The following is a 26,700-nucleotide window of genomic DNA, read 5'->3' on the forward strand; positions in this document are numbered from 1 at the left end:
TTCAGTGATTTAAAGGGCAATTAAGGCAATCAATGTGAGTCGCTATGATGAAGCACTGATTTTCCGTCAATAATAAAGGTTTGATATAGGGTTTGGTACTAGATTTGGTCAGTCTAGTGACAGTATATAATCATGCTATGATTAAGAGCTTAGTGTGTCATGCTACTATTTTTTATCGTGCATAGATTCAACCATACCATAATAATAAGGATGTAAAATATGACTCAGAGCCATTCAGCAGATGCAGTGATTCCAATGCTTCTCAAAGACAAGGTTGCTATTGTCACAGGGGCTAGCCGCGGCCTCGGCGCACAAATTGCCAAACAGATGGCAGCAGCGGGGGCCAATGTATGCGTCAATTACCTGAACAGTAAAGATGCTGCCGAAGCGGTAGTGGCTGATATTAAAGCGACAGGTGGGCAAGCTTTTGCTTATCAAGGGGATGTGACTGACGCCATGCAAATGCAAGCACTGGCAGCGGCAGTTATTGAGCATTTCGGTGCAATTGATATATTGGTCAATAATGCCTTGCCTAGTTACCAGTTCAATCCTAGTGCGGACTATACCAGTATCGAAACTGTGAACTGGGCGCACTTCTCTCAGCAGATGGATGGCATCGTCAAGGGTGCAGTCAATACGGTACAAGCGGTATTACCACAGATGAAAGCGCAGAAAATGGGCAAGATTATCAATATTTCAACCAACCTCGTTTATAATCCGGTGGTTACTTATTACGACTATACCACTGCTAAATCAGCGCTAATCGGGCTGACACGTAACTTGGCAGCTGAATTGGGGCAGTATGGTATCCGTGTCAATCTGTTGGCAGGCGGACTCTTAAAGACGACTGATGCGAGTAACCTGACCACAGAAGAGGTATTTGATTATATTGCTACTACGACACCACTGCGTCAAGCGACCTCAGTAGCTGACTTTGCCAATTCTGTACTGCTAATGGCGTCTGACTTGAGTGCAGCCATCACAGGACAATCCATCGCTGTTGACGGTGGCTTGACAATGCCTTAACCGATGCCTTAACGTTTGATTGGATTTGTAAAAGGGACAAAATGAATATTCGTCAAGGTGCTGGAGTCGTCACCGCTATGCTGGCCATAGTTGCCTTTATGACATTGCTTAATTCTGGCTCAACGATACCTATGGTGAATTGGCCAGTTGAGACCTATATGGGTCTGACATTCACGATTGGCTGGTTGAGTGGCGTACCTAATTGGTTGGCTTACATGTTGGCAGCAGTGGTGCTTATTCTTATCGTTGTAGGGTTTTATAAAATGGGCAGCTGGGTTTATGGTTTGATAGCGGATAAGTTGTAAATATTCTAAAAGCCTTTCATAAAAAACGTCATTAAGAAGCCCTTGTCAGATACTGACAAGGGCTTCTTAACAATTTTAGAAAGTATTCTTATGATGCTGTTTTCAACTGATCAAGTACCGTCTGTATACCATATTCTTCAATCGTTCCAGTGACAAAGTCAGCACGTTCTATCAGCGCTGGTTGCGCATCTCCCATGGCTACGGCAAACCCGACCAAATCAAACATCTCTAGGTCATTCATACCATCACCAAATGCCATGCACTCGCTTGCATCCACTTCATAGTATTTACACACATCTTTAATACCTCGTGCTTTGGATGCTTCTATCGGCAATATATCAGCGCCAATATGATGCCAATACACCAGTTTTAAATCGTATTGATCAAAATCAATATCTTGCATTTTGTCTTCTTGATTATTAAAGAAAACAGAACATTGATACACGGTGTTTGATTTATAGTAATCAGGGGCGACGATAGAGTTGGGTGTGATGGCATTGAACTCACGTAAACGCTCGTTTTCACCTGACCAAGCAATATGAGTCGCTGAGTCAAACTTATGAATAAACTCACCTTTTATGCACAGGTTTGCAATTTTATCCGTTTGTTCTGTGGACAACGGGTAATGGCTGATTCGGCCAGCGTTGTCGAAGCTATATTGTCCATTCATACAAATAATAGCATCCAACACATTTGACTCTAGCAAGGCTAAGATGTCATCCGGCAATATTGCTTTAGAGCGCCCTGTTGATATCACTAGCTTGATATCAGTCTCAGCAAGCTGCTTCAACGTGGCTTGGTTATGTTCAGCGATAATACCGTTGCGACTGAGTGTATCATCGATATCAAAAAATATGATTTTGGGCATAGGTATGGTGCTCTGTGCCATAATTTCTGTAGCAGTTTTATCTTCAACAAACATGATGATCCTATTATTTTTATTCATTCAGGGGTCAGTGACTTAAATACTACTATAACCACGTAAAGGAAGACCATAGCTATAAGGTAACGTACCCATAGATATTTTCTCTTGGTAGGCTGAGATGATTCTACCAACTTTAATATTATTTCTTTTTAATTCAAATAGTTAACAAAAACCCTAAAATATATGATTAGCTTAATAATGATAATTTATTATAAAGTTATATTTAATCATCACTGTTAACGTTTACTTTTAATTAAAGAGTAAGCCCTTCCGTATTCACTGATAACTTAACTGATTAAAGGAATAACGATGCAAGTTTTTACACTAAAGAAAGTAGTCGCCCTAACCGCACTCGCTTTGTCTACCAGTACCTTTGCGATGGATGTCACGTTCAATGATAAAACGTGGGATGCGGATCACATACCTGAAGGTCAGCAGTGTCTAGATTACGGTGGCAAAAGCCCAGCCACACCGAGTATGACGGTATCAAATATCCCTGAGGGGGCTGATAGTCTGGTATTTGTCTATAACGATGTGAGCAACAAGCGCATGCAAAAGGGCGGGCATGGGATTGTCAGTTATGCATTGTCAGGTGGCAAAACCAGTGTAGAGGTGCCGCGAGTGTTTGGCCATACTTATGAAGTGCCAGTCGGTATAGAGATGGTGGCTGAGTATCGTAGCCGCCAGGGCGATGTCCGAGGAGCGTATAAGCCACCATGCTCAGGTGGTAAGGATCATCTGTATACGATAGACGTGCAGTCATGGCAGGGCGATATGATGACTGCTGAGACAACGGTTGAGATGGGTCGGTATTAGTCAATCAGACACTGTAGTCAGCGTAAAAAGCCGTCTATACAGTGTTTAGGCGGCTTTTTAATGATGGTAAGTTATGTTCCAGATGTCTATAAAAGATGTCTATAAAATTTGCTAGCTTAGTCAATAGACAACGCTTTGATTGAGGCTTGCAACATCCGACCGCTGAGTAAGCATAGGTCAACCGTATGATGTAATTAAGGCAGGGCTATAGGAAAATATAGATTAGACATTATAATTATTAGAATAATGATATCGCCATGATTGGGACAGTTTTTGTAGTACACTTGTACTCTGATACAAGTTGGTATGTTCTCTCATTAAAAATTTCATGTCATAGCTATAAAAATGATAATAGATGTTAACAAACTGGTCAAATTGCAACAATTTCATTGATTATATTTTATAATAAAGTATATCTTAATTTTTTATAAATGGATTTTCTTATGCATATCACTACAAGTCGACCTTCAGAAAATAGAAAAAGACATGGTGAGCACATTCTTGTCAACATGACATATATCGCCAAAAATGTCGATCTAGATTCGGGGATTGAGCTGACTCGCGCACTTGAGTATTGGCGCAGATATTTTGAAGAAAATAATATAGTTTCAGCTTTAGTCATTAGTGAAGATTATTTCGTCCAAAGTTTTCAAGGGACAAGGCCTGCTATCAATACTGCCTTGGAAAAGATACTTGATGAGCATTCAACCATTTTTCCTAATATTGTTAATATAGAGGAAATAGAATCGCGTCAATGGAAGGGGTTTTTAGTCAAACATCTAACATCAAGTATTGAAGACGAAGAGTATGCCCTAAAGAGCTTCTCAGCAGGATCTGACTACAATCCCTATCTAATGAAAAGTACTCAGATTGACAGTTTTTTGAAAGCAGTATTTGAAAATGCTGAGTCTAATAAATTTTAAATGAGTAAGATTTATTTCTTAGGTATTTGATTCTTAGAATAATTATTGGTTCTAGCTAGAATAGAAAAGCCGTCTATACGTGTGTGTAGGCGGCTTTTTGGTGATTCCTATTTTTGTCGTATCATTTTAAGGTGTAGACGATAAGAAACTGGTCAATTACCAAGAGTTTTATTGATTACACCTTATAATAGAGTGTATATTAATTTATATACTTATTATATAAATGGATTTTCTTATGCATATAACGACAAGTCAAAATTCAGAAAATAGAAAAAGACATGGCGAGCATCTTCTGATTAGCCTAACGTATATCGGTAAAAACATCGAAATGAAAACAGGTATAGAATTAACTCGTGCTCTTGAGCAGTGGCGGAGATACTTTGAGGAGAGTGGGTTAGTTGCAGCGCTTGTGATCAATGACGGTTACTTTATTCAAAACATTCAAGGCTCAAGACCAGCTGTTAATGCCGCTCTGGCGAAGATAATTGATGAGCACTTCAAAATCCTCCCTAATGTTGTCAAGGTGGAAGAGATAGAAGCGCTTCGATGGGATGGGTTTGTAACCAAACACCTGACGGAAAGTGTCGAAGATGAGGAATATGCCCTAAAGAGCTTCTCAGCAGGTTTTGACTTCAATCCTTATCTAATGAAAAGCAGTCAGATTGAAAGCTTTTTAAAAGCGATATTTGAAGATGCTGAAGCCAATAAGTTTTAAATGAGTAGTATTTGTTTCCTAGAATATTTACTTGTTCTAGCTAGTATTAAAAAGCTGTCTATAAAGTATCTTTTGATTTAGATAATTTTTTTATAAATAAGGTTTCTTATGCATATCACTACCAGCCGACCTTCAGAAAATAGAAAAAGACATGGTGAGCATATTATTCTCAGCCTGACGTATATTGGCAAAAATAGTGACAGTAATAATGGAATAGAATTGGCTCGTCTTCTTGAGCAATGGCGAAGAAACAATGAAAAAAGTGGTGTAACCTCAGCGCTTGTCGTTAATGACAATTACTTCATCCAAAATATCGAAGGTCCAAGACCTCTTATCAATGACATATTAGTAAAGTTGATCAATGAATATTCTTACCTAGGACCTCATCTCAGTATGGTTGAAGAAGTAGAAGTACGTAGATGGGATGGGTTTTTATTAAAATATTTAACATCAAGCGTAGAAGACGAAGAATATACCCTAAAAAGCTTCTCAGCAGGTGCTGACTTTAATCCTTATCTAATGAAAAGCACTCAGATTACAAGCTTCCTGAAAGCGATATTTGAGGATACCGAATCCAATAAGTCTTAGATAAGTTCTATATTCTGATTGGCGTAAAAAAGCCGTCTATACATTACATCGTATAGGCGGCTTTTTGATAGGAGTTGTTTAATTTTATCAGCCAGATTTTGAACTAGGATTTCCAAAATTTAAATAGTCAAATTAGCCAACTTCAACACTCGTCACATTCTGAAAGCCTCTTGGCAACTGCCCACCACGATTACCACGCACACCCGTATAGTTAGCCAAATCATTTGGCTTGAGTGTCACGTGACGCTTACCGGCAGTAATGACAAGGCTATCTTGCTGACTCAGTGGCGTGATAGTAAGTACTTCTTCGCCGTCCTTTAGCTTGATCAGCTTATTACCTTTACCGCGCGCCTGTTCAGGCAGATCATCGAGGCCAAATATCAGTAAGTATCCTGCATTGGTCGTGACGGCGACGTGGTCAGGTGCCACACTTGTATTGCTATTCTCACCTTCGGCATTAACGGTCGCATCTACTGGCGCATCGATACGTGCGACAGGAAGCAAGCGACTATCAGCCGCTAGGTTAATGATGTTTTTACCCGCTTTTTGATTGCTATCGAGATTGCCAATGGTATTGATAAAGCCATAACCTGCGGAGCTGGCGAGAATAATGCGTTGATCGTCAGCACCCGTTAGTAGCTGCTCAAAGCTGGCACCTGCTGGCGGTTTTAACACACTGGTCAGCGGATCGCCTTGACCACGCGCAGACGCTAAGTTATGCGCATCGATACTATAGCTGCGTCCAGTGCTGTCGAGCACGTAGATTCGCTCATTGGATTTACCGCGGACGTGCGCTTGATAGCTATCACCTGAGCGGTAACTCATACCGGCAGCATCGACATCATGGCCTTTGGCTGCGCGAATCCAGCCCGCTTTTGATAGGATAGCAGTGACAGGTTCGCTAGGTACGAGGTCTGACTCTTTTAATGCTTGCGCTTCTTCGCGCTCTGCCAGTGGTGATACGCGCTCATTGCCGTGTTCTTTCATATCGGCTGTCAGCTCGTCAATCATCAGATTGGTTAGACTGTCTGGATTGTCCAAGTACTCTTGAATAATGGCACGTTCGGCAGCCAGTTCATCTTGCTCGCGGCGCAGCTCAATCTCTTCTAACTTTGCCAATTGACGCAGACGAATATCCAAAATCGCATTGGCTTGAATGTCAGTCAGGTCATAGTTCTGCATTAACGTCGCTTTTGGATCTTCCTCTTCACGAATGATGCGAATGACTTCATCAATATTAAGATAAGCAATTAGTAAACCTGCCAAGATGTGCAAGCGTTTATCGATTTTATCAAGACGATATTGCAAGCGGCGTGTGACCACAGAACGGCGACAGACGAGCCATTCTTCCAATATTTCTTTTAGGTTTTTGACCTGCGGCTTACCGTTTAGGCCAATCATGTTCATATTGACGCGATAATTGCTCTCAAGCTCAGTACTAGCAAACAGGTGACTCATGACGCGAGCAACATCGACTCGGGTTGATTTTAGCTCAAGCACGATACGACAGGCATTTTCGTGATCTGACTCATCATGAATATCAGTAATCCAAGGCAGCTTCTTATCGGTCATGAGCTTGGCGATTTGCTCTTGGATTTTGTTGCCTGATACTTGGTAAGGAAGCGCATCAATGATGACGAGATTCTTTTCTTTAGGATCAACATGGAACGTCGCACGCATTTTATAGCTGCCACGACCCGTTTCATACATCGCTTGCAAATCTTTTTTACTGGTAATGATTTCAGCAGGTGTTGGCAGATCAGGTGCTGGTATTGATTGGGTAAGCTGCTTGACCGACAGTTCAGGATTTTTAAGTAACCGAATCGCTGCACGTACTACTTCATTGAGATTATGTGGCGGAATGTCTGTTGCCATACCGACCGCGATACCTGTCGTGCCGTTTAGTAAAATATTAGGTAGGCGGGCAGGTAGGGTAGTTGGCTCTTGCATCGTACCGTCAAAGTTGTCTTGCCAATCGACTGTGCCTTGTCCGAGTTCTGCTAGCAACGTATTGGCATAAGCGGACATTTTGGCTTCGGTATAACGCATCGCCGCAAAGGATTTAGGATCATCAGGGCTACCCCAGTTACCTTGACCAGTGATGAGTGGATAGCGATAGCTGAACGGCTGTGCCATTAGAACCATGGCTTCGTAACAAGCACTATCACCATGCGGATGGTATTTACCCAAGACGTCACCGACCGTACGTGCCGATTTTTTGGCCTTGGCAGTCGATTTTAGCCCCAGCTCGCTCATGGCGTAGACGATGCGGCGCTGTACAGGTTTTAGACCGTCAGCGATATTTGGCAGCGCTCGATCCATGATGACGTACATGGCATAGTTGAGATAGGCTTGCTCAGTGAACTCTGCGACTGAGCGAGTATCCATCGGTTCAGTGGGAATGATTGGGACAATCGTATTATCAATAACATCAGACATAAAATAGGATTCACTTATCAGTTTTAATAGGTATAGATAATTGGTGCAAGCGTACAAATAGGATAGTGCTATCGTAAAGGAAATTGGCAGAATTAAAAAGGTATAAGTCAGAATAGACGACAGGACGTGACGCGCTTTATTAGGTTTATCTATCACACTTTGCTTGATGGCTTTTACAAAACAGGTCAAGCTAGCAACAATTAGTATTGCCCGTCAGTTAAGCAATGATAAGGACGGCACTCGCCGTAACTTTGTGACTTTAACAGAATTGGCTAGCGCCCTTGACAGTACAAAGTAATGAACGGGTAACAAACCATAGGACTTCTATGGATGAATGTTCGACAATTGAGTGCTAAAAACTCATTGGTTTTTATTATTAAGAATTTGATATAAAAGGTTTTATTTTCCGTCAAGCTTGTTTGCGAACTCAAGCAGCAATCTTTTATATTGAGTAGTTTGTACAAAGTGTGTATGTTAATAAACAAAGGGCTATTTACCGCTATATTGTTTGCTCAGCACTGTACGATTGCGCCATAGCCTTGCTTACCACCGTAATGGTCAGCAAAGGCTTGGCATTTCGTATGTTTATCACACTGTGATTAGTATACGCTGACGGTAATGTACTATTACTAGGAGAAAAAAGATTATGGAAAATCAAGTAAATTTTACCCGTCGTGACGATAAAGTTTGGCTAAAAACGTATGAAGAGCTTGGACTGGATTACAACATTGAAATGCCAGCTGACGACACCTCACTCATCGATGTTTTTGAGAAAAGCTTTGCTGAGAATAGTGATAAGACTGCCTATATTTGCATGGGTTCATCATTAAGCTTTAAAGAAGTAGATTTATACAGTCGCCAAATGGCTGCCTATCTACAGTCATTAGGACTGGTCAAAGGTGACAAAGTTGCGGTCATGATGCCCAATATTCTGCAATTGCCAATCTCTGTCATTGCAGTACTGCGTGCAGGTTTTACCTTAGTCAACGTCAATCCGTTATATACCACCAGAGAGCTTGAGCATCAATTGACTGACTCAGACGCAAAAGTGCTGATCATGGTTGAAAACTTCGCCAAAACCTATCAAGACATCGGCCGTAGTCTAGTCGATAAGGTCGTGATTACAGGTATGGGCGATTTGATGGGTACGCTCAAAGGATTCATGGTCAATACGGTCGTTCGCCATGTGAAAAAAATGGTGCCCGCCTATAGCATTAGCAATAGCATCACCTTCAAAAGTGCGCTGAGTCATAGCGCTGCGAGTAAATATAAACGCCCAAGCAATATCACGCTCGATGACATCGCCGTCCTACAATATACCGGTGGTACGACAGGTGTGGCAAAAGGCGCGATGCTGACGCACAAAAACTTAGTGGCAAACTTAATTCAATCCAATACCTTTTTGGGCACTGCTTTTGATGATTTCGATCAAAGAGGTGAGCAGCCTGTCATTATGACAGCATTGCCGATGTATCATATTTTCTCATTTACTGTGTGCGGTATGTTTGGTCTATATCGCGGTTGTGTGGTGCTATTAGTACCAAACCCACGTGATCTTGATAGCTTATTAAAAGCATATAAAGCCAATCCACCAGCATTCTTCCCAGCGGTCAACACGTTGTTCAACGCGCTTGCCAATAACGAAGAATTTATCGCGATGGATCATAGCAAGCTGCGTCAATCAATGGGCGGCGGCATGGCAGTACTGAGTCCAACCGCTGAAAAATGGCGCCAAGTAACGGGTAATATCATTATCCAAGGTTATGGATTGTCTGAAACAGCACCGGTTGCGACCTCTAACCCTAGCAATAGTAAAACATTCACAGGTACTATTGGTGTACCGATGCCAGCGACTGATGTTGCCATCTTAGATGATGCGGGTAATGAAGTAGAGCTTGGTGAGCGCGGCGAGATTAGTGTTCGTGGCCCACAGGTTATGAAAGGCTATTGGAATCGTGAAGATGCTACCGCCGAAGTGATGACAGCAGACGGATTCTTCCGTACAGGCGACATTGGTATAATGGCTGACAATGGCTACGTGACGATCGTTGACCGCAAAAAAGATATGATTTTGGTGTCTGGTTTCAACGTTTATCCTAACGAAGTCGAAGAAGTCATGGCGGGTCATCCTAAAATTCTAGAGTGCGGTGTCATTGGTATTAGTGACGAAAAGAGCGGCGAGACTCCTAAGATTTATGTCGTACGCAACGATCCTAGCCTGACTACTGAAGAAGTGCTTGCTTATGGCAAAGAAAATCTAACCGGTTACAAACGTCCTCGCCATGTTGAGTTTATCGATGAATTGCCAAAATCTAACGTGGGTAAAATCCTACGTAAAGATTTGCGATTGCTTGAAGAAAAGAACCATGGCTAATTGATTGATACTCAATACTCAAAAGCTAGTTATGAGTGATTACAAAGACTCAGCGCTCATAACTAATCGTAATACAGAGTAGGGTCTCCACTAAAAATGATAAGATTGCTTACATGCTATCTTGTCATTTTTTTGCGTCTATTTTGTCTTTAAGATGTCGCTAGGGCGAGTCTTTATTTCAAAAGCCGTAATCAATTAACAAGTATTGAAATCAAAAGAAAACAATGACGTCGACAATATCGAGATATTAATCAGCTATGTGTTACTGTTTGGCAAAACCTAACCATCATTAGCCTCGTCATCATTAGACTAGTTAGATAGTCAGCGATTGAGTTGAGAGCAGGACTTAGTATAGATAGAGAATTTTTGGCAAAACTGCTATAGTGCTCATCAGCGTATAGTTATATTTAACTATAATACGATATGATTTTTTCTCTATATTCCTTGTAAAATCAACATTATAGGTGTGAATGTTAATTTATCCTTGTTGAGTTATTACACCACTTATCATGGACCTAATACTGCGCTTTGATTTACAAATCTTGTGAATAACGAATGCTATTACCTTATCATCGTTTCTTATTCACAAGTTTTGCTGTCATTGATCAACCACAAAAATAATGGTGTTTCCATTAGATTATTCTACGTTTTTAACGGCAACATTTAGGAAAAGTTATGACCGACAGTACCAATAAAAAGACCACAAACAATAATGCTGCGACTAATAATAACGACAGCGCATTTCCTACTATGCCGATGATACCGAGTGATAGCCCATGGTTAGGTACTTATGAGCGCTATGGTATTGCGGCTACTATCGATATGCCGGATGATAATACTTCTTTATTGGAGGTGTTTGAGCGTAATTTTAGCCGTTATGGCCAAAAGCCTGCTTATATCTGTATGGGTGCATCGATTACCTTTAAGCAATTGGATTTGTTTAGTCGTCAAATTGCCAGTTACTTACAATCGTTAGGATTGGTCAAGGGTGATAAAGTTGGGGTAATGATGCCCAATCTCCTGCAGTATCCAGTGGTTGCATTAGGTATCATCCGCGCAGGTATGGTGCTAGTCAACGTCAACCCTTTATATACGAGCCGCGAGTTATCACATCAGCTGCACGATAGCGGCACAAAAGCTTTATTTATCGTAGAGAATTTTGCAAAAACGTATCAAGAAGCGGAAGATAAAGGTCAAGTCGAGCACGTCATCGTTTGTAAGATTGGCGATATGCTAGGCACGATCAAAGGAGCCGTGGTCAACCTCGTTGCGCGCCATATCAAAAAAATGATTCCTGCTTATAGCTTGCCAGAGAGTGTGAGCTTCAAGCATGCCTTGAATGCTGTTTCTGCTAGCAAATATAAACGTCCTGATTTGAATTTAGGCGACGTGGCATTGCTGCAATATACCGGTGGTACTACAGGTGTGGCTAAAGGGGCAATGCTGTCACATGGTAACTTAGTGGCCAACATGCTACAGATCAGTGCGTTGATGAACAGTGCATTTGACGATGACGCTGATGCCGACGAGGTTATCTTGACGGCGTTACCTCTCTATCATGTGTTCTCATTTATGGTTTGCGGTATGTATGGCATGTACCAAGGCTATGCGGGTTTGCTTATCCCGAATCCACGTGATCTCGATGGTCTGATTAAAGAGATGGGCAAATATAAACCATCATTTATTCCTGCGGTAAATACGTTATTCAATGGCTTGGTACACAAAGACAGCTTTGCGGATTTAGACTTTTCTAATCTAAAAGCCTCTATCGGCGGCGGCATGTCAGTACTACCAAGCGTGGCAAAAGAGTGGCATAAAATCACAGGCTTGCCTATCGTTGAGGGTTATGGTCTGTCTGAAACCTCGCCAGTGGTTGCTTTTAACCCAATGACCATTGCTGAATTCACTGGCAAGATTGGTATTCCTGCTTCTAGCACAGATGTGATACTGATTGATGATGATGAAAAAGAAGTCGCTCTGGGTGACCGTGGCGAGATTTGTGTCAAAGGTCCGCAAGTGATGATTGGGTATCAAAACCGTCCAGAGGAAACAAAGGAAACCTTTACTGCCAATGGTTATCTCAAAACTGGTGATATCGGTATCATGGATGAAAAAGGCTTTATTAAAATCGTTGATCGCAAAAAAGACATGATCTTAGTCTCTGGTTTTAATGTTTATCCAAATGAGATTGAAGAGGCCATGAGCGAGCATCCAGCAGTGGTTGAGTGCGGTGCGATCGGTGTTCCTAACGAAAACCGCGGTGAAGAGCCAAAGTTATTTGTGGTCAAAAAAGGCGAGGTGACAGAGCAAGAGCTACTCGATTTTGGCAAAAAGCAACTGACCGGCTATAAACGTCCGCGTAGCATCCAGTTCGTTGATGAATTACCAAAGTCAAACGTAGGCAAAATCCTACGTAAAGAATTGCGTAAGATGGAAGGTTTAGAATAAATTTAACACCACACTTTACTGAAACAGCGGCGTAATAGCGTGGGTGAATCTTGCTATTGCGCCGCTGTCACGTTAGGATATCTCCATATTTGCGTCCACTAAGGCACGCAGTCGCTATTTGTATTCGAGTTATATTCGTATATGTCAATTTTCATGAGCTGGTATGCGATTAATAAATATACGATAATAAATAATGCTCTGCCATGTAGCGACAACATTTTATTTTATAGCCATTTTTATCACCCTGCTTTTCAAACATTGTACTAGGAATTTTTATGCGTAATGACAATCGTGAGCTTGACCAACTTCGCTCTATCAGCTTTGAGCGCCATTATACTAAGCATGCCGAAGGGTCAGTGTTAGTGAGCTTTGGCGATACCAAAGTATTATGTACTGCTAGTGTCGAGTCTGGTGTACCGCGTTGGTTGAAAGGCAAAGGCAAAGGTTGGATTACCGCTGAATACGGTATGCTGCCACGCGCGACCAATACCCGTAATCAACGTGAAGCGGCACGCGGCAAGCAATCAGGTCGTACCCAAGAGATTCAGCGTTTAATCGGTCGTAGCTTACGTGCGATGATTGACTTGAGTAAGTTGGGTGAAAACACCATTTATCTTGACTGTGATGTACTGCAAGCTGATGGTGGTACTCGTACTGCTAGCGTAACTGGTGCAGCGATTGCACTGATTGACGCACTAGAGACGGTCCAAAAAGCCAAAAAACTAAAAGCAGATCCATTGATTGGTTTAGTTGCTGCTGTGTCTGTCGGTATGAAAGATGGTGAAGCGTATCTAGATTTGAATTATGAAGAAGACTCTAGCTGCGATACCGATTTGAACGTCGTTATGACTCAAAAAGGCGAGTTCATTGAGCTGCAAGGTACTGCGGAAGAAAAACCATTCACTCGCGCTCAAGCGGACGATATGCTGATTCTTGCCGAAAAAGGAATTGCCGAATTGATTAAAATGCAGCAAACTGCTTTAGGTTGGTAATCTACTTTTACTCAATTATAAACGGTGCTGATTTTTTAACACTACAACGACCTCTAACAGATAGTTGGCTTTTAATATCCCGCTATCTGTTGCCAAATAGATATCTCGCAACAGGTAATCATGCATGCTTAAGCTGACCGACGATGGCGCCAAAATCACCTTGCAAGGTCCGTCCCAAACGACTGATAACGGTATGTTTTGGTTTGGCTCTGCCTTATTGGTCGGGGCAGTTGCAGTCGCCTTTGCAATGAGTGTGCTACCTGAGCGCTTGGCTATCGGTGCGCTAGCGTTGCTAATTATTGGCAGTTTTATTTTTAATCGACAACGCCAAAAACATAAAAAAGCTATGGTTGGCGCTATCAGTAGCGGCACACTGTGGGTGCGTGCTGGTGAGCTGGTGCATGACAATCAGGGTAAGCGAGAGCATATCCATTTGATCGACAGTGACAAGGTAACGCTGATCGGCGAGCAGTTACAGATTGTCGATAGTAGTGACACACGTAAGTACAATATCAGTGGCTTTGAAAGTATCCAAGAAGCCACTGCTGCTAAAGCTATCCTACAAGGCCAAGCGTTATCTAAGCGCCATGTTAATATCAAAATGAGTGATAATTAGTAGTTGTCTCTCATATCCTATCCAAATCAAATTTTTCTAAAAGCGTATATATCACCTGCCTAGCCTTTAGTACTATCTTGATTTACCCCTCCTAATTTTGCATTGTGACTCCACCATTAATCTATATTTTAATACCTTCTATCATCTATTCAGAATGAATAGTGCTTGCAGATTCATGCCTAAATAGTTTATAAGTAAACTTGAAAAGCGCCTATTATTGTTGCTTATGTCATTATTTATATCTTATAGACAAGGAATCAGTCATGTTGCGTTTGCCTACATTGATGTCATCAATTACAGCGTCATGCAGTCTATTATTTACCGTTAGCCTAATAGGTCAAGCTCATGCAGATAGTATGAGCTCACTGATCGCTCAAAAATCTGCCCAATTAACGACAACTACTTCCTATCGTTATCCAGACTTATCTCGTCAAGCGCCCACAGTGCTCCCTGCGTTTTTATCTGGGAACTATGACAATGTCGATAGTGAGTACTTACCGTTACTGAGTAATGCGGAGATACAAAGCAGTCCCGCTGCCCGTGAGGTCGTCAGTACTGCTCGCAAGATGGCGCTAAATGAGCGCACCATCATTCAAGGTGGCTGCTGGGACTACTTAAATGCCGTATTTAATCGAGCAGGGGTGACACGCAATACCATACATAAAGGCACGTACGGACAAGGTCCTTATGCTAATAGTAGCGAGATTGAGGCGGGTGATTGGCTCTACTATATCAACCATGGCTATAATGGCGTCGAGCACAGTGGGCTATTTGTGGGCTGGGTCGATGAGCGCGCGAAGCAAGCATTGATATTAAGCTATGCTGGCGAAAACCGCCGTGAGCCAGCTCGTTACCGTGTTTATGATCTGAGTAACGTCTATCAAATCATGCGCCCTAGTGTTTAATATTTAACGTTTGATACCAACTTCAGAAATATGGTCAGCGGTATCAAGGTAGTTCAAGCTACTAGATATAATAGGTCAAAAAAAGCGTCCGTCACTGATAAAGTGGCGGACGCTTTTAGTTTGTAGATATCAATTATTCTTCTGGTTTTGGCGCTAATTTTAGAAAGGTTTTACCACAACTAAAATGACGATAATCACCAAAGCAAAAACGGGTATTTCGTTAAACCAACGCCAAAACTTATGAGATTTATAGTGTGGATTATCAATCAGTTTTTTGCGATACAAGCCGCAAGCACCATGATAGCCGGATAGCAGTACCACTAGTAAGAGCTTGACGTGCAGCCAACCTTGAGTTTTATAGACATCCCAGCCCAGCCCCAACATCCATAGACCAAAGACCCATGTCGCTATCATCGATGGGGTCATGATGCCACGATACAGCTTACGCTCCATAATGGCAAAGCGCTCTTGGCTGATGGTATCATCACTCATCGCATGATAAACAAACAGACGTGGCAAGTAGAAAATCGCCGCAAACCAGCAAACCATAGAAATAATATGTGCTGCTTTGATCCAGTTAAAATAATCTGCCATTACTTAATCTCTTGTTATCAGTCATTTGGAATAAGGACACACCCTAGGCTTATTTTCATACGCTTTTTATAAGGGCTAATTGATGACACAGCCCAAATGCAAGTGCAATGCAGGTTATTGATGAATAGTCGCTGCACACCATCAAACTAGTCAGCCAATATTACTTGTGTTTGATGACCATTCATCGCATCCATGACAGGCAGTACTCTAGGCGCTCTTGGTGCTGCAAATTGCTTGGTTAGTCCAAGCTCACGCATGAGTCTGTCGTCGCCTGATTGACTGGCATTCCCAGTCGTCAGCAGTTTATCACCATAAAAGAACGAGTTGGCACCTGCCATAAAGGCCAAGGCTTGCTCGGAGTCAGAGAGGCTTTCGCGGCCAGCAGATAGACGCACATAGCTGGTTGGGCAACATATACGCGCTACGGCAATGGTACGAATCCACTCAAGCACAGACAGCTGACCTTCGGCAAGTACTTTGTCACCGATAGGAGTACCGGCGATAGGGACGAGCAAGTTGACTGGGATCGACTCTGGCGCTTTTGGCATTTTGAGCAATTCATGTACCCAGTCGATGCGGTCATCACGGCTTTCACCCATACCAACGATATTACCACTACAGACATTGATGCCTGAGTTGCGCACATTGTCTATCGTATCCAGACGTTCATCATAGCTGCGCGTGCTGACGACTTGTTCATAATAGCTGCGTGAGGTATCTAGATTATGATTGTAATAGTCCAATCCGGCATCCGCCAATTGCGTCGCTTGATTGGTATCTAACATACCAAGCGTCATACAGGTCTCAAGCCCCAATGCCTTGACTTCTTTAACTAACTCAACCACGTAAGGCATGTCTTTTGCACTTGGATGTTTCCATGCAGCACCCATGCAGAAACGTGATGAACCACTGTTTTTGGCACGTTTAGCAGCGGCAATGACTTTGTCCACTTCGATGCGTTTCTCTGCTTGTAATTTAGTCGTGTCGCGGTGGTGACCTGATTGAGAGCAGTAGCCGCAATCTTCAGGGCAATTACCTGTTTTAATCGACAACAAGGTGCTGATTTGTACTTCATTGGCAGTAAAGTGTGCCCGATGTATTGTTTGTGCTTGCAACAACAAATCCATCAATGGCAAATCAAACAGTGCGGCGATTTCTTCGCGGCTATGCTTGTGCGGAGTTGGTTGGTTGGCATCGGTGACTAAACTGGCCAAAAAATCATCGTTACTGTTTTGATGATTGAGTGTCTGAGCGTGGCTATCGGCATTGGGTTCTGAGATGTTAAGTAATCCTGCCATGAGATAAATCCTTTTATAACGGTATTGGGTACATCTAAATGTTTTTGTGTTTTTAAAATAATAAAAAAGGCTGCGATATAGTATACCGTAACCTTTTTAGAAAATCAGAGTGCTGTTAAATAGTATTTATATTGAATACAATAAAGTAGGTCAATAGTAACTATTTGCTGTTCATTTTGCTATTTAACGGTCTAATTATTTGTATCTGGTTATTTGCCCAGTTTATGCTTGGCAACACCAATCCAATGGTTTGCAAAGTTCTGTGCTTTATAAGCATAAGGCTTGGCTTTGTCCAGATAAGGTTTGCACTCTTCTGGCACCGCTGGAACGATATGCTTGGCAAGCTTGTTAAACCACATCATGAGGCTGTAGTCGCCTTCAATGCTTAAATTGCCTTCTTGAACCGCTGTCATAAATGCTGGAAGGTTACCTTTGGTCAAAAGCTTAACACCAGTCATAGAATCTTTGAAGTTGATAGTGAGGTCTGCTGATTTTGCATGACCGCTAGATTGGCTAAAGCTACCATTATCAAAGACAAAATAACGGGCGATGTCCGCTTCAGTGCTGGCAAGTTCAATCGTGACATTACGATCAGCGAATAGCTTTTTGACAGCTTCATCGTCGCTATCAGCTAGCATAGATAAACGATAACCGATCACAGCCAACAACACGTCTAAAGGATCAGACTTAATATCTAGAACAGGAATAGTAAACATAATCGAACTCCTAAAAAATGAGACGCAAAATAATACGTACTTTATAACAATTTTTGTGACAAATATATAATTACATTATAAACGATGGACAGGTTGTTATTCTTTAGGAGTTACGTAGAGAGCGTTAAGTATCTTGTAACATTCAATGACGGCAGTATGGTTTATATAGAGTTGGCTATAGTCGGTTCAATATAACTGGGTTGCAAAGAAAGCGAGTGACAGTACTACGAATAGTAGGCTAAGCAAGACTGACACCGTATCCAATTTATATAGGACTAAATGTTAGTGAAAGCGCGGTTGGTAATCATCATCGTAGACGGGCGTATGCTCGATATAGCGTGCAGCCTCTAATTCACGCTGCAGCTGAACCGATTGACTGACATCGTCGTAACGTAGCGCTCGATATAGCACCCAGGCCGCTAAAGGCAACCAGCTGAGACCCATGGCGATGATATAGCTGTGCCAATCTGATAACTCTGACAGCATCAGACGACTCGATAATATACTGTGAATGACTTCCACGCTTAGCCAATACGCCATACCGCCAAATAGATATAAGAGCAGCCAGCGCTGAGACGAGAAGGCGAGCGCCGCTATGAGCACTGCCAACAAGCCGTAGCCAAGTAGAGCAGCATTGCTCCATGTCGCTATGTCGATAAAAGAAAATATAGTTAGTAACATCATTCATCTCGCTATTCATAAGGTGAATTCCAATAAGACTATTATGAAAGTTTGCGAGGCAAAGCTAAAGAGGGTACAGGCGAGTTTGCGACAACCGATGACGTTTGGTTTTTTAGGATGTTTCGATGATTTTTTATTGTAGATTTGGAGAGTAAGCGCCGTAAGGGGAGGCGCTTGTTTCTCTCTCAAAGTAAGAGTTTTCCTAATCAATAGCAACTAAAATTGTTATCAATGATGGTTATTACGCTTGCCCCACCACGATAACAGTGATACCAACACAGCACCTAATAACATTAGCCCCAGTGTGCTGAGCCAGTGTGGACCAGTAGGGTAGTGCCACGGCATGACGTTGTTTATTGCCTCGTTATCTAAGGTGTTTAAGATATCTACTTTCCACGGCCATATTTTCATCAAAGAGCCAGCGATAAAGCCGGTGAGCAGCGCTAGGGTCGCTTGATAGTAGCGAGCCAATAGCCATTTTAGTGCATGGGTGAACAGTAGCAGTCCAGTGACCATACCAGCCATGAGAGTGAAAATAACTGTAAAATTAAGGGTATGTACGGCTTCTAATACCGTGTCATAAGCACCTAACAATAATAAAATAAAGGAGCCTGATATACCCGGCAATATCATGGCGCAAATCGCGATTGCTCCTGCAAAAAACAGATAAGGTAAGCTTGGCGTGCCGGTGAGTAATGGCAAACTACTGATAACCATTGCACTAACGAGACCGACGCCAAACAAGGCAATACGTCCTATATTCCAACGCTTAATTTCAGTTAGTAATATAAATATAGTTGCAACGACCAATCCAAAAAAGAACGACCAAATCAGCAGTGGTTGATTGTCTAGCAAGTACTTAATCATGCCTGCCAAAGTGGCGAAACTGGTGGCGATACCTAATAATAAGAATAATAAAAATGTCGCATCGACCTGTCGCCACACAGCAAGCAAACCTTTGATGCCACCTTCCTTTCGAAATGTCTGCCAAAGTTTGGGGCCAATACTGCCAAGCGCATTAATCAATCGCTCATAAATACCAGCAATCAGCGCAATAGTACCGCCAGAGACGCCAGGTACGATATCGGCTGCACCCATGGCCATTCCTTTGATATAGACACCTAACAGCTGTTTTGGATTGTCCGTAGTAACACTAGTATCTAATGGTTGCGGTGCTGACGACTCGCTTGGTTTGGGGGATTGGGGTGCCGTCATGGACAGTCCTTGATTTAAGATGAGCGTTGAAAGTGAGTGACTACAGTTAGACTAAAGTATAGTTAGACTAAATTGTAGTTATACCAAAGTAATGCTCAGGCGGTAAGATTCAAATGGTTTGATTAAAATAGCATCATGACCAGTGGCAACAAAGTATAAAAGCTAGAAAGATAAAAGCCAGATTAATGATAAAACATCAACCTAGCTTTTTATACGATTGCGAGCATTTAGCACTTATTTAGTAGGAGCAAGCGCTGGATAGCCAAGGGCATAAAGCGTGCCTTCAAGACCAGTCACATTTACCGCGGCATCAGCACGTGCTTGGACGATAGGTTTTGCGTGATAAGCGACGCCTAGATCAGCAATGGCCATCATTGGCAAGTCATTAGCACCGTCGCCAATACAGACCACTTGTGACATATCAATGCCTAAGCGCTCAGCTGTGTGTTCAACGATTGCGGCTTTTTTGGCACCATTGACAATGGGTAATTGTACATGACCGGTTACCTTACCTTTCTCAATATCTAAAAAGTTGGCATGAACCTCGTCCATACCCAACTGATCTGCAATATAGCGGGCAAAATAAGTAAAGCCGCCCGATACTAGTACGGTGTGATAACCCAAGGCTTTGAGCGCACTGATCGTAGTGCGTGCGCCTACTGATAATATTAAACGGCTGCAAATATCATCTAGCACGTCAGTTGAAATGTCTTTTAATAGTGCCACACGCTTGGCAAAAGATTCATCAAAATCAATCTCACCACGCATCGCCGCTTCAGTAATGGCTTCAACTTCTTCGCCAATCCCAGCGGTTTTTGCCAGTTCAACGATGACTTCTTGCTCAATCAAAGTAGAGTCCATATCGAAGCAGGCAAGCTTGTGGGTACGTAGCATATGACCGACAGATAAAATATGGCAATCAACGACATTCAAATCATCCACACTGTCAGCGCTGCGAGTATTCTTATATTCTTCGGCCAAATCACGACGCAAGCGTGTGGTTAACTGGTCATCAATGATGTGAGCGGCAGCCGTCTTTTTGGCAGGGTGCATGAGCGTATCAGTGACCGGTACCAATAGATAGCGGAATACTTGTGACTGTGTAAAAGGAAGGCGTTGTGCATTGCCGGATGTTGGTTCTGTGTCAGAGACAGTAATATTCACAAAACTTGCATCGGTATCTTCATCGACAGTGACCAGATGCCAGTTGGGCTGCTCATCGACCCACGACTGTACATACTGATGGATATCAAGGGTTGAGACTTTGGTCGGTAGCACCACAATTAGTGCAAAAACGGGTAGGGACTGTAGCGCGTCAAAATCCTGCAGATCGGTACCGTCAGGTAGGAGCGATGCAATAGAGTCAACGGCTTGTTGCCATGCTTTGCTGTCTTTTGGTAACGAATAAGATGTATTGTTTGGCATGGCTTAATTGTCCCTTGTATGCTCGTATAAGATTGGGAATAATAGCAGCTTTCATCGGCAGCGCCTATAGATGACATGCAAAGTATCATGGTTAACTAAAAAGGGCTGTACCAGACAGAAAAGCGTTTGAAATTGAATGTTATTATGATGACAAATTTATAAAGCTGCTAATGCTATAAGGTTTATTATGGTGATATAGTAGATAGCATAAACGAGTTGTATTTATGATAATGTGTTTAGTCATAACAAGTCTACTATGCGGTCGTTTATCCTATAGTCCTTCTACTATAAAAGTATGACAGCGTTAACCTCGCTTGAAGTATCACATATACATCTACACTCGGTTGCCTTGCACTACTCTTGAATTGAATCGACTATAAGCAATGGTTTACCCAGATATACGTTATAAAGACACGCGTTACAAAAAAAATGCCTGCATCACCGTTTTTGAAAAATAGCCAAAAAATGAGCAATAGCCTTGTTTTTTAATTTCTTTTATCCAAAAAAGTTTAACATATCATGACGTATTTAGCGCCGCGGCAAGGGTTGTTTGCCATTATTCTTCTGGTTAGTTTTTGTTTGCAGACTCTACTATTGGTTATCAGCACCGATCAACAGTTGAGCAACAGTCGTGCGTTAAAAGGCGAGCAGATGGTTGCTCAGCTGATTGATGAGGCAAGGTTGTCTTTAGAAAATAAAGACCGTGTCAGTCTAAGCGTGATTGCCAATCGCTATACCAGCGAGCAAGACGTGACGAAGATATTGATCACAGACAATAACGACGATATCTTGGTACCAGTCGGCAATGCGCCTATGCAGCAAGGTGATACGATTCGTCAAATTGCCACCAACGGTGATGCTGTGATCGGTAGTGTAGCACTGACATTAAAGGACATTAGCAAAGGTGAGATTATCGCCATGCAGTGGCCGTTTGTCATCGGTACTATGCTGCTACATTTATTGCTATGGCTGATTTACGGTTATCTTGCTCGTCCAACCAAAGAGCAAATCAATGCGCTCAGTCGTGATATACAAGATTTGCATCGTGAGCAGTATATGCAAATCGATCAGCGCAGCCGTAACCACGAGCGCCGTTCAGCTGACCGTCAAACAAACGACTCTCAAACAATGGGCAGCTTGGATGAGGGTGATTCAGAGCACAAGCCAGCCGACCTTCGTAAATTTGATGTGAATAGTGAAGTAAACCAGTATTTAAGAACACAACAAAACCAAAGTGCGGCGAGTGATACTGCTCATTCTAGTACTACTGTTGATGGTGCGGCAGATGATCAAGTAGAAGAAAGTACGCAAGACGATGTGAGCGGTAGTAGTACTCATAGATCTAGCAGCGCCTCGCGATTGTCTGCCACACGAGCATTCGACAGCGTGAGAGTACAGATTGTATTCCATGACGAGTTTAATATGCTTGAGCGTCTTGCACCTGCCCAGCGCTTGCCTTATTTAGCATTATGCACTCAGCTGTTGAACCAAGCAGCGACCGAGCTACTCAAACAGCCATTGTTGCTAGGTGTCAGCATGATAAATGAGCCTAAGTTCGATGACAGCGGTGCGAGCGTGCTATTAAAAGCTGATAATAGCCATGCCAAAGTTGCACTAGCAGGCGTGATGCTTGGTAAGTTGTATTTAATGCTTAATAAGATTATCCATGATAAGCATATCGAGCTGTCGCGCTTTGCATTACCTGCCAAAGCGGGTATCAGTGATGATGCGCAAAGTGATGCGATGACGCAATTGCTGCACAGTGTTGGCAAAAAAGAGCAGATGCTGATCTTGTTACCGAATGCTGGACTCAAGCAAATCAGTCATCATATACAAGTGCAAAGCATCATGCGTCCAACGACCGTTTATGAGCGTGAATGTGCCGTATTCGATGGTGGGAATGATTCAATGATTCAACGCTTGGCGGATGTCCGAAATTCGGTACTGATGATTGAAAATGAAGATGAGTCACATATTTAATAGTATCTATGTAATGATGTTTAACTAATGGCAATTTTTCTGTTTTTATGTACACAATTGTCTGTTATATTGCCCACATCATTACCTTGGTATTGTAGCCAAAATAGGCCATAGTGATAAAAAGCATTGACAACGTTCAGTAGAGACTTTATAAGGCATATATATATTAATGTATTCTTAATACCTTTGCCAAAAATGATAGGAGTTTGTCATGAGTGACGCTGATATTGACAACGATTTTGATGATGATTTCATCGATGATGATGATGCAAAGATGGTGGAAGAGGCTGAGACGAGTGTACGTACGCGCTTAAGCAGTCTTGAGAAACGTCGTCTAATCGATAATTTGCTAGAAGAAAAACGATTGGCTAAAGAGCTAAAAGACGATTTAGATGACATCGATAACTTCGATGAAGATGGCGATGACTGGGATGATGACGACTTTTAGATTTTAGAATAAAGTCCTCACGCAATATAAGAAAGTTCAGTCATTTAAGCCGACTAAAGCCACGTAATAATGGCTCATTACCTGATGGTATTAGGGTGATGATATCTTATTTATTACTTTTCTATGGTTGCTAGCAGCCCATTCTATGCAGTAGTTCTGATTTTATAATGGTTGTTTGAATGTTTATTCGAATGACCTTTATCCTCAAATTATCACTGATTTTTCACGTAACTGAACGTTTATTGCGCATTTATTAAGACTGTCGTAATCCACCTTTCAAGGACAATTACACCATGAGTAACCAATTAAGTTTTGACGAATTACTAGACTATATGGACAATCAAGAGAGCCAGTTTGTGCTTGACAGTGTTGCTGCGCATGGTTTTTTGACGGCGACAGTCATCGGTCTCCCATTGCCTAACTGGATGGATGCATTGTTTGAAGGCCACACTAGTGAGATTCCAGAAAACGTGATCGATGGCATCACACGCTGGCGTGACTCAATCATCGCTGAGTTAAAAAACGAGACGCCTATCGCGCTACCGTTTAATGAAGACGCTGGTGATGAAGAAGTAGCCGTCGACTTTTCAGATGACTCAGATATCGTTGCTTGGTCAATCGGCTTTGTCGATGCAATGTATGGTGATGAAGCCAGTGATTGGTTTGAAGATGAAGAAACCGCAGAAGACGTAGCGGTTTTGACTTTACCAATGATTGTGTTGAGCGGTATCGATGACGAAGATCCAGAGCTTGCTGAGATGCGTAAAGATGAAGATAAGCTGGCGCAAATGGCCAATAGCATTGAAGGCAATTTGACTGAGCTGTTTTTGTTGTTTCATACCAACGATTAATACTTTTGTATTTAATAAGCAGTACTATCAATAGCGCTGCTTATTATATTTCATGCAGTTTTACACCTCTTTAACTCACTGATAAGGTCGTAACATGACTGTGCAGCTTTCCAATCTTGAGCACTTACCCAATTATCAAATTACCGAGCGTTTAGATGTGGTGTACGGCAGTACGGTACGCTCAAAGCACGTTGGTAAAGACTTGTTTGCTGGACTAAAAAACATCGTCGGTGGTGAGCTGACAGCTTATACCGAGCTGCTAGAAGAATCGCGCCAAGAAGCGATAGACCGCATGATTGTCAAGGCAGAGTCTTTGGGTGCTGATGCAGTCGTTGGTTTGCGTTTTTCGACCTCTAGCATCGCGCAGGGAGCCTCTGAGCTATTTGTTTATGGCACTGCTGTCAAAGCAATACCAATGCCACAGCAATCACATCAAAATCCGACAAACGACTTTCATCATCACTCAGGTCAACACCCAAGTACGCAAATCCCATCATCAGAACCTACTGATGAGTTGCCACGTTTCAATCCTTTTGGTTAGTTAACCGAATCTTAAAGCATTGATGCTTTTGTATGATAAGAGACGTGCCATGAACAACTCCCTTACCCAATTTCTCATCAACTATGCACCGTTTGTTTTATTATTCGCGGCTGGTTGGTTTTTTGGCACGCGTCACGAGCGTCAGCATTTGGCACAGTTGAGCATCGACGAGCAAGCACTGAGTCATATCATTGTATCAAGCGAACGCTTTTATCGTCCCAATATCGCGGCTAATAGTCAGGGTGAGCTGGTACTAGGTAGTGTGGTGATTGGTCAAGATTATTTCAAAATGATTATCGCCCGTGTCTTAAGTATCTTTGGTAAAAATCTGACCACCTACGAGACGTTATTAGATCGCGCCCGCCGTGAGGCTATCGTACGGATGCGTACCGAGGCCAATGCCAAAGGTTGTAATCACATTTATGGTCTACGCCTTGAGGTGACTAACGTCAATCAACTAGGCAGCATGGTAGAAGCCATTGCTTATGGCACAGCAGTCATCAGTACTGACCATACACCTATCGTTTCTGCGACACACGCATCACCTGCACGTGTATCTTCTGCATTTCCTAGCATCTCTTAACACCTCGTAGCACTGCTATTTAGATTCTCCTCTGTGGTTGTCGCAGCACAAAACTCAACGTTGACTGACCAGTAGTCAAAAAAATCAAATACATACACTTTTACAAAGATATACTTTATGTTACCGCTCTATTACGATTACTGAATATATGTGAAAGATGGCATGGAATGCTGTCAAGTAATGTTGTCATACAAAACATTGATGACGTCGATGGCTTTTACCAAAAATTTCAGCAGGATTGGCTGATTAAGCATCACAAAGTTGTCATAAAACTGCCTATGTAAAGGCTCTATCTACAAGGATGTAGTTATGGAAGGTGTGGAGTTAGTCACGTTTGTAAATTCAAAAGTCATTCCCATTGGTATCTTTTTGATCATGATGGGGATGGGTCTGTCCTTAGTTACCAATGACTTTAAAAGAGTCGTCAAATACCCCAAAGCAGTCGCAATAGGCCTAACCAATCAGCTGATCTTCTTACCATTGGTTGGTTTTGCCTTGGCAACCTCGATGTCCTTAGAACCTGAATATGCCGTTGGGGTTATGTTACTGGTGCTTTGTCCTGGCGGCACCACCTCAAACCTATTCACTTATTTGGCCAAAGGTGACGTCGCACTGTCGGTTACCATGACCGCTATTGCAAGCGTCATTACCGTGTTTACCATTCCTATCGTCCTCAGTTTTTCGCTCGTGTATTTCATGGGCGCGGGTAGTGAGTTTCAGTTGCCAGTGGTCAAAACCATGGTCAGCTTGATTGCTCTGACTATCTTACCTGTGAGCGTTGGTATGCTGATTAAACGCTATGCGCCTACGGTTGCAGATAAAACACAGGTCATGGTTTCTCGTTTTGGCGTGATATTCCTGAGCTTCTTGGTGCTATTCCTAAGCTATGTGCAAAAAGACATCATTGTAGAAGCCTTGATAGCCACTGGCCCTGTATCATTGATATTGAACGTATCGACGATGGCGCTTGGTTATTACACCAGTAAATGGTTTGGTCTGAATCCCGCACAAAGAAGATCGATCACTATGGAAGTCGGCCTACAGAACAGTACGCTTTCTATGTTTATGGCATTGACACTATTAGCCAATTACAAAATGTCGCTGACGCCAGCTATTTATACACTAATCATGTTCTTAACCGCAGGTATCATGGTGAGAGTATTCAGTGCGCAACACAATAAGGCGAAGCAAACTGAGATAGACAGTAGTGTGATGGCAGCACGTAGACTTTAATCTTAAGACTATAAATTACTTAAACGTCTTTTAATTAACTGAACCCCATAACCAGCTTGATCT

The 26,700-nt window shown here is 42.3% G+C and carries 25 protein-coding genes; 17 read left to right on the forward strand and 8 right to left on the reverse strand.

Features of this window, described 5'->3' with window-relative positions:
* Positions 1–219 precede the first annotated feature (219 nt).
* On the forward strand, positions 220–1,026 hold the full coding sequence (locus I6E61_RS11895; protein WP_227685887.1) for a 3-oxoacyl-ACP reductase: 807 nt from the start codon (positions 220–222) through the stop codon (positions 1,024–1,026).
* A 41-nt stretch (positions 1,027–1,067) separates the two neighbouring features.
* The gene (locus I6E61_RS11900) at positions 1,068–1,331 is read left to right on the forward strand and encodes a hypothetical protein (protein ID WP_197134982.1); all 264 of its coding nucleotides are present in this window, start codon (positions 1,068–1,070) and stop codon (positions 1,329–1,331) included.
* A gap of 88 nt (positions 1,332–1,419) precedes the next feature.
* On the opposite strand, the gene I6E61_RS11905 is transcribed toward I6E61_RS11900, so the two are convergent.
* The gene (locus I6E61_RS11905) at positions 1,420–2,253 is read right to left on the reverse strand and encodes an HAD family hydrolase (RefSeq protein ID WP_197134983.1); all 834 of its coding nucleotides are present in this window, start codon (positions 2,251–2,253) and stop codon (positions 1,420–1,422) included.
* Positions 2,254–2,565: 312 nt separating this feature from the next.
* On the opposite strand from I6E61_RS11905, the gene I6E61_RS11910 reads away from it, so the two are divergent.
* From I6E61_RS11910 to I6E61_RS11925, 4 genes are all read left to right on the forward strand, one after another.
* Entirely contained in the window at positions 2,566–3,072 is a 507-nt protein-coding gene (locus I6E61_RS11910) for a hypothetical protein (protein WP_197134984.1), read from the forward strand.
* A 443-nt stretch (positions 3,073–3,515) separates the two neighbouring features.
* Positions 3,516–3,995: a BLUF domain-containing protein gene (locus tag I6E61_RS11915; RefSeq protein ID WP_197134985.1), complete on the forward strand. Its 480-nt coding sequence runs from the start codon at positions 3,516–3,518 to the stop codon at positions 3,993–3,995.
* 235 nt (positions 3,996–4,230) lie between these two features.
* Positions 4,231–4,710 (forward strand): BLUF domain-containing protein, encoded by a 480-nt coding sequence (locus tag I6E61_RS11920; protein WP_197134986.1) that lies wholly within the window; start codon positions 4,231–4,233, stop codon positions 4,708–4,710.
* Between the two features lie 108 nt (positions 4,711–4,818).
* Positions 4,819–5,298: a BLUF domain-containing protein gene (locus tag I6E61_RS11925; protein WP_197134987.1), complete on the forward strand. Its 480-nt coding sequence runs from the start codon at positions 4,819–4,821 to the stop codon at positions 5,296–5,298.
* A gap of 132 nt (positions 5,299–5,430) precedes the next feature.
* On the opposite strand, the gene parC is transcribed toward I6E61_RS11925, so the two are convergent.
* Entirely contained in the window at positions 5,431–7,737 is a 2,307-nt protein-coding gene (parC, locus tag I6E61_RS11930; protein ID WP_197134988.1) for a DNA topoisomerase IV subunit A, read from the reverse strand.
* Between the two features lie 646 nt (positions 7,738–8,383).
* Here parC and I6E61_RS11935 point away from each other — a divergent pair.
* From I6E61_RS11935 to I6E61_RS11955, 5 genes are all read left to right on the forward strand, one after another.
* On the forward strand, positions 8,384–10,111 hold the full coding sequence (locus I6E61_RS11935) for an AMP-binding protein (protein WP_197134989.1): 1,728 nt from the start codon (positions 8,384–8,386) through the stop codon (positions 10,109–10,111).
* A gap of 675 nt (positions 10,112–10,786) precedes the next feature.
* A complete protein-coding gene (locus I6E61_RS11940) occupies positions 10,787–12,559 on the forward strand; it encodes an AMP-binding protein (RefSeq protein WP_197134990.1) in 1,773 nt (590 codons plus the stop codon).
* Positions 12,560–12,834: 275 nt separating this feature from the next.
* Positions 12,835–13,551, forward strand: coding sequence for a ribonuclease PH (gene rph / locus I6E61_RS11945; RefSeq protein ID WP_110924083.1), 717 nt, complete (start codon positions 12,835–12,837; stop codon positions 13,549–13,551).
* Between the two features lie 124 nt (positions 13,552–13,675).
* Entirely contained in the window at positions 13,676–14,167 is a 492-nt protein-coding gene (locus tag I6E61_RS11950; RefSeq protein WP_197134991.1) for a hypothetical protein, read from the forward strand.
* 263 nt (positions 14,168–14,430) lie between these two features.
* Positions 14,431–15,072, forward strand: a complete 642-nt coding sequence (locus tag I6E61_RS11955) for a hypothetical protein (protein WP_197134992.1) — start codon at positions 14,431–14,433, stop codon at positions 15,070–15,072.
* Between the two features lie 159 nt (positions 15,073–15,231).
* Here I6E61_RS11955 and hemJ read toward each other — a convergent pair whose 3' ends face one another.
* From hemJ to serB, 6 genes are all read right to left on the reverse strand, one after another.
* Positions 15,232–15,666, reverse strand: coding sequence for a protoporphyrinogen oxidase HemJ (gene hemJ, locus I6E61_RS11960; RefSeq protein ID WP_197134993.1), 435 nt, complete (start codon positions 15,664–15,666; stop codon positions 15,232–15,234).
* Positions 15,667–15,812: 146 nt separating this feature from the next.
* A complete protein-coding gene (bioB, locus tag I6E61_RS11965) occupies positions 15,813–16,964 on the reverse strand; it encodes a biotin synthase BioB (RefSeq protein WP_197134994.1) in 1,152 nt (383 codons plus the stop codon).
* A 209-nt stretch (positions 16,965–17,173) separates the two neighbouring features.
* Positions 17,174–17,680 (reverse strand): SCP2 sterol-binding domain-containing protein, encoded by a 507-nt coding sequence (locus tag I6E61_RS11970; protein ID WP_194198128.1) that lies wholly within the window; start codon positions 17,678–17,680, stop codon positions 17,174–17,176.
* Positions 17,681–17,962: 282 nt separating this feature from the next.
* The gene (gene aciT, locus I6E61_RS11975) at positions 17,963–18,364 is read right to left on the reverse strand and encodes an AciT family ciprofloxacin tolerance protein (RefSeq protein WP_227685889.1); all 402 of its coding nucleotides are present in this window, start codon (positions 18,362–18,364) and stop codon (positions 17,963–17,965) included.
* 225 nt (positions 18,365–18,589) lie between these two features.
* A complete protein-coding gene (locus tag I6E61_RS11980) occupies positions 18,590–19,576 on the reverse strand; it encodes a DUF368 domain-containing protein (protein ID WP_197134995.1) in 987 nt (328 codons plus the stop codon).
* Between the two features lie 234 nt (positions 19,577–19,810).
* Positions 19,811–21,001, reverse strand: a complete 1,191-nt coding sequence (gene serB, locus I6E61_RS11985; protein WP_197134996.1) for a phosphoserine phosphatase SerB — start codon at positions 20,999–21,001, stop codon at positions 19,811–19,813.
* 519 nt (positions 21,002–21,520) lie between these two features.
* On the opposite strand from serB, the gene I6E61_RS11990 reads away from it, so the two are divergent.
* From I6E61_RS11990 to I6E61_RS12015, 6 genes are all read left to right on the forward strand, one after another.
* A complete protein-coding gene (locus I6E61_RS11990) occupies positions 21,521–22,981 on the forward strand; it encodes a hypothetical protein (protein WP_197134997.1) in 1,461 nt (486 codons plus the stop codon).
* Between the two features lie 211 nt (positions 22,982–23,192).
* Positions 23,193–23,429, forward strand: coding sequence for a PA3496 family putative envelope integrity protein (locus I6E61_RS11995; RefSeq protein ID WP_110924075.1), 237 nt, complete (start codon positions 23,193–23,195; stop codon positions 23,427–23,429).
* A gap of 293 nt (positions 23,430–23,722) precedes the next feature.
* Entirely contained in the window at positions 23,723–24,280 is a 558-nt protein-coding gene (locus I6E61_RS12000) for a YecA family protein (protein ID WP_197134998.1), read from the forward strand.
* 94 nt (positions 24,281–24,374) lie between these two features.
* Entirely contained in the window at positions 24,375–24,821 is a 447-nt protein-coding gene (locus tag I6E61_RS12005; RefSeq protein WP_197134999.1) for a YbjQ family protein, read from the forward strand.
* Between the two features lie 49 nt (positions 24,822–24,870).
* Positions 24,871–25,404, forward strand: a complete 534-nt coding sequence (locus I6E61_RS12010) for a YbjQ family protein (protein WP_197135000.1) — start codon at positions 24,871–24,873, stop codon at positions 25,402–25,404.
* A gap of 309 nt (positions 25,405–25,713) precedes the next feature.
* The gene (locus tag I6E61_RS12015; RefSeq protein WP_110924069.1) at positions 25,714–26,637 is read left to right on the forward strand and encodes a bile acid:sodium symporter family protein; all 924 of its coding nucleotides are present in this window, start codon (positions 25,714–25,716) and stop codon (positions 26,635–26,637) included.
* The last annotated feature ends 63 nt before the right edge of the window (positions 26,638–26,700 follow it).

The organism is Psychrobacter sp. NZS113 (genome assembly GCF_015864825.1).
In the GTDB taxonomy this organism is placed as follows: domain Bacteria; phylum Pseudomonadota; class Gammaproteobacteria; order Pseudomonadales; family Moraxellaceae; genus Psychrobacter.

What these genes read in the sequence shown, in the direction of transcription:
- bioB (WP_197134994.1), bottom strand. Translation starts at nt 16,964, where the DNA reads ATGGCAGGATTACTTAACATCTCAGAACCCAATGCCGATAGCCACGCT.
- I6E61_RS11900 (WP_197134982.1), top strand. Translation starts at nt 1,068, where the DNA reads ATGAATATTCGTCAAGGTGCTGGAGTCGTCACCGCTATGCTGGCCATA.
- rph (WP_110924083.1), top strand. Translation starts at nt 12,835, where the DNA reads ATGCGTAATGACAATCGTGAGCTTGACCAACTTCGCTCTATCAGCTTT.
- hemJ (WP_197134993.1), bottom strand. Translation starts at nt 15,666, where the DNA reads ATGGCAGATTATTTTAACTGGATCAAAGCAGCACATATTATTTCTATG.
- I6E61_RS11995 (WP_110924075.1), top strand. Translation starts at nt 23,193, where the DNA reads ATGAGTGACGCTGATATTGACAACGATTTTGATGATGATTTCATCGAT.
- I6E61_RS11980 (WP_197134995.1), bottom strand. Translation starts at nt 19,576, where the DNA reads ATGACGGCACCCCAATCCCCCAAACCAAGCGAGTCGTCAGCACCGCAA.
- I6E61_RS11905 (WP_197134983.1), bottom strand. Translation starts at nt 2,253, where the DNA reads ATGTTTGTTGAAGATAAAACTGCTACAGAAATTATGGCACAGAGCACC.
- I6E61_RS11910 (WP_197134984.1), top strand. Translation starts at nt 2,566, where the DNA reads ATGCAAGTTTTTACACTAAAGAAAGTAGTCGCCCTAACCGCACTCGCT.
- I6E61_RS12000 (WP_197134998.1), top strand. Translation starts at nt 23,723, where the DNA reads ATGAGTAACCAATTAAGTTTTGACGAATTACTAGACTATATGGACAAT.
- I6E61_RS11950 (WP_197134991.1), top strand. Translation starts at nt 13,676, where the DNA reads ATGCTTAAGCTGACCGACGATGGCGCCAAAATCACCTTGCAAGGTCCG.
- I6E61_RS11990 (WP_197134997.1), top strand. Translation starts at nt 21,521, where the DNA reads ATGACGTATTTAGCGCCGCGGCAAGGGTTGTTTGCCATTATTCTTCTG.
- I6E61_RS11940 (WP_197134990.1), top strand. Translation starts at nt 10,787, where the DNA reads ATGACCGACAGTACCAATAAAAAGACCACAAACAATAATGCTGCGACT.
- I6E61_RS12010 (WP_197135000.1), top strand. Translation starts at nt 24,871, where the DNA reads ATGAACAACTCCCTTACCCAATTTCTCATCAACTATGCACCGTTTGTT.
- I6E61_RS11935 (WP_197134989.1), top strand. Translation starts at nt 8,384, where the DNA reads ATGGAAAATCAAGTAAATTTTACCCGTCGTGACGATAAAGTTTGGCTA.
- I6E61_RS12005 (WP_197134999.1), top strand. Translation starts at nt 24,375, where the DNA reads ATGACTGTGCAGCTTTCCAATCTTGAGCACTTACCCAATTATCAAATT.
- I6E61_RS11955 (WP_197134992.1), top strand. Translation starts at nt 14,431, where the DNA reads ATGTTGCGTTTGCCTACATTGATGTCATCAATTACAGCGTCATGCAGT.
- I6E61_RS11915 (WP_197134985.1), top strand. Translation starts at nt 3,516, where the DNA reads ATGCATATCACTACAAGTCGACCTTCAGAAAATAGAAAAAGACATGGT.
- I6E61_RS11895 (WP_227685887.1), top strand. Translation starts at nt 220, where the DNA reads ATGACTCAGAGCCATTCAGCAGATGCAGTGATTCCAATGCTTCTCAAA.
- I6E61_RS11970 (WP_194198128.1), bottom strand. Translation starts at nt 17,680, where the DNA reads ATGTTTACTATTCCTGTTCTAGATATTAAGTCTGATCCTTTAGACGTG.
- I6E61_RS12015 (WP_110924069.1), top strand. Translation starts at nt 25,714, where the DNA reads ATGGAAGGTGTGGAGTTAGTCACGTTTGTAAATTCAAAAGTCATTCCC.
- I6E61_RS11920 (WP_197134986.1), top strand. Translation starts at nt 4,231, where the DNA reads ATGCATATAACGACAAGTCAAAATTCAGAAAATAGAAAAAGACATGGC.
- serB (WP_197134996.1), bottom strand. Translation starts at nt 21,001, where the DNA reads ATGCCAAACAATACATCTTATTCGTTACCAAAAGACAGCAAAGCATGG.
- aciT (WP_227685889.1), bottom strand. Translation starts at nt 18,364, where the DNA reads ATGATGTTACTAACTATATTTTCTTTTATCGACATAGCGACATGGAGC.
- I6E61_RS11925 (WP_197134987.1), top strand. Translation starts at nt 4,819, where the DNA reads ATGCATATCACTACCAGCCGACCTTCAGAAAATAGAAAAAGACATGGT.
- parC (WP_197134988.1), bottom strand. Translation starts at nt 7,737, where the DNA reads ATGTCTGATGTTATTGATAATACGATTGTCCCAATCATTCCCACTGAA.